We start from the raw sequence: 1626 nt of genomic DNA, 5'->3' as shown, positions 1-1626 counted from the left end.
CGCTATCTCGACCTGCGCCGCCCGGAAATGCTCCATCGCCTGCGCCTGCGCCATCAGGTCACCCGCTTTGTGCGCAGCTATCTGGACGGTGCCGGCTTTATCGACGTGGAAACCCCCGTCCTCACCCGCTCCACCCCCGAAGGCGCTCGTGACTATCTGGTGCCGTCGCGCACCCAGCCGGGACACTTTTTCGCGCTGCCCCAGAGTCCGCAACTCTTCAAGCAGCTTCTGATGGTGGCGGGACTGGACCGCTATTACCAGGTCACCAAGTGCTTCCGCGACGAAGACCTACGGGCCGATCGTCAGCCGGAGTTCACCCAAATTGATATCGAGGCCTCGTTTGTCGATGAAGAGGCCGTCATGGGGATTGCCGAGCCGATGATTCGCGGGCTGTTTGCCGAGGTGTTGGGCGTGCAGTTTCCCGATCCCTTTCCGCGGATGACGTACCGGGACGCCATGCATCGTTTCGGCGTCGATCGCCCCGATCTGCGCAATCCGCTGGAGCTGACCGAGCTCACCGACCTCATGCGCGCTGTGGACTTCAAAGTGTTCCGCGAAGCCGCCGAACGTCCGCATGGGCGGGTGGCCTGCCTGCGGGTACCCGGTGGCGCCCAGCTCAGCCGGGCGCAGATCGATGCCTACACCCAGTTCACCGCCATCTACGGTGCCAAGGGTCTGGCCTGGATCAAGGTGAATGCCCTGGATCAGGGTAACGAAGGTCTGCAATCCCCCATCGTCAAGTTCCTGCCGGAAAACGTCTTGCGGGAAATCCTCCGGCGTTGCGGCGCGGCGGCGGGCGACATCCTCTTTTTCGGCGCCGATACGGCCAAAATCGTCAACGAAGCCCTCGGCAATCTGCGCAACCGTGTGGCCGCCGATCTGGGCTTGCTGGAAGGCGAATGGTGCCCGGTCTGGATCACCGATTTCCCCATGTTCGACTATGACGACAAGGAAGACCGCTGGACTTCCACCCATCACCCCTTTACCGCGCCGCAGACGGAACACCTGGAAACCCTCAGCCAGGATCCTGGCAACGCCCTGGCGCGGGCCTACGACCTGGTGCTCAACGGCAACGAAATTGGCGGCGGCAGCATCCGCATCCATCAGGAGGCGGTACAGGAAAAGGTCTTCGCCGCCCTCGGTATCGGTGCGGAAGAGGCGCGGGACAAGTTCGGCTTCCTGCTCGACGCCCTCCATTATGGGGCCCCACCCCACGGCGGTCTGGCTTTCGGGCTGGATCGCCTGGTGATGCTCATGTGCGGCGCCGACACCATCCGTGACGTGATCGCCTTCCCCAAGACGCAAAAGGCCGGTTGCCTGCTCACCGAAGCCCCCGGTACGGTGGCCGACAAGCAGCTTCAGGAACTGGGCATCCGCCTGCGTCCCGGAGTCGGAGCCGGGGTACAGAACCCCTGAGACGGGTATAGCTTGACGAACGGATGGCGACTTCGTAACGTAATCGAGCAGTTATGCACGCGCAATAGCGCCTGAGAGGGTCAGTTATGGGTGTGGAAACGGTGATGGTTCAGGGACTCCGGCGCAGTGATGGGTTGGAGCTCGACGCGCGGATTCGGCGGGCCAAGGCCGCGCTGGGCAAACGTGCGGTCATTCTCGGCCATCACTATC

Annotated in this window: 1 protein-coding gene; it reads left to right on the top strand. The window is 63.1% G+C overall.

The features are described from left to right. Nucleotides 1–1416: aspartate--tRNA ligase (gene aspS / locus AC2VNK_RS03520; RefSeq protein ID WP_486882814.1), on the top strand; the 1416-nt coding region annotated here is incomplete at its 5' end. Between the last annotated feature and the right edge of the window lie 210 nt (nt 1417–1626).

This window comes from Acidithiobacillus sp. TH-A35 (assembly GCF_057473505.1).
This window is presented reverse-complemented; position numbering and strand designations above follow the sequence as displayed.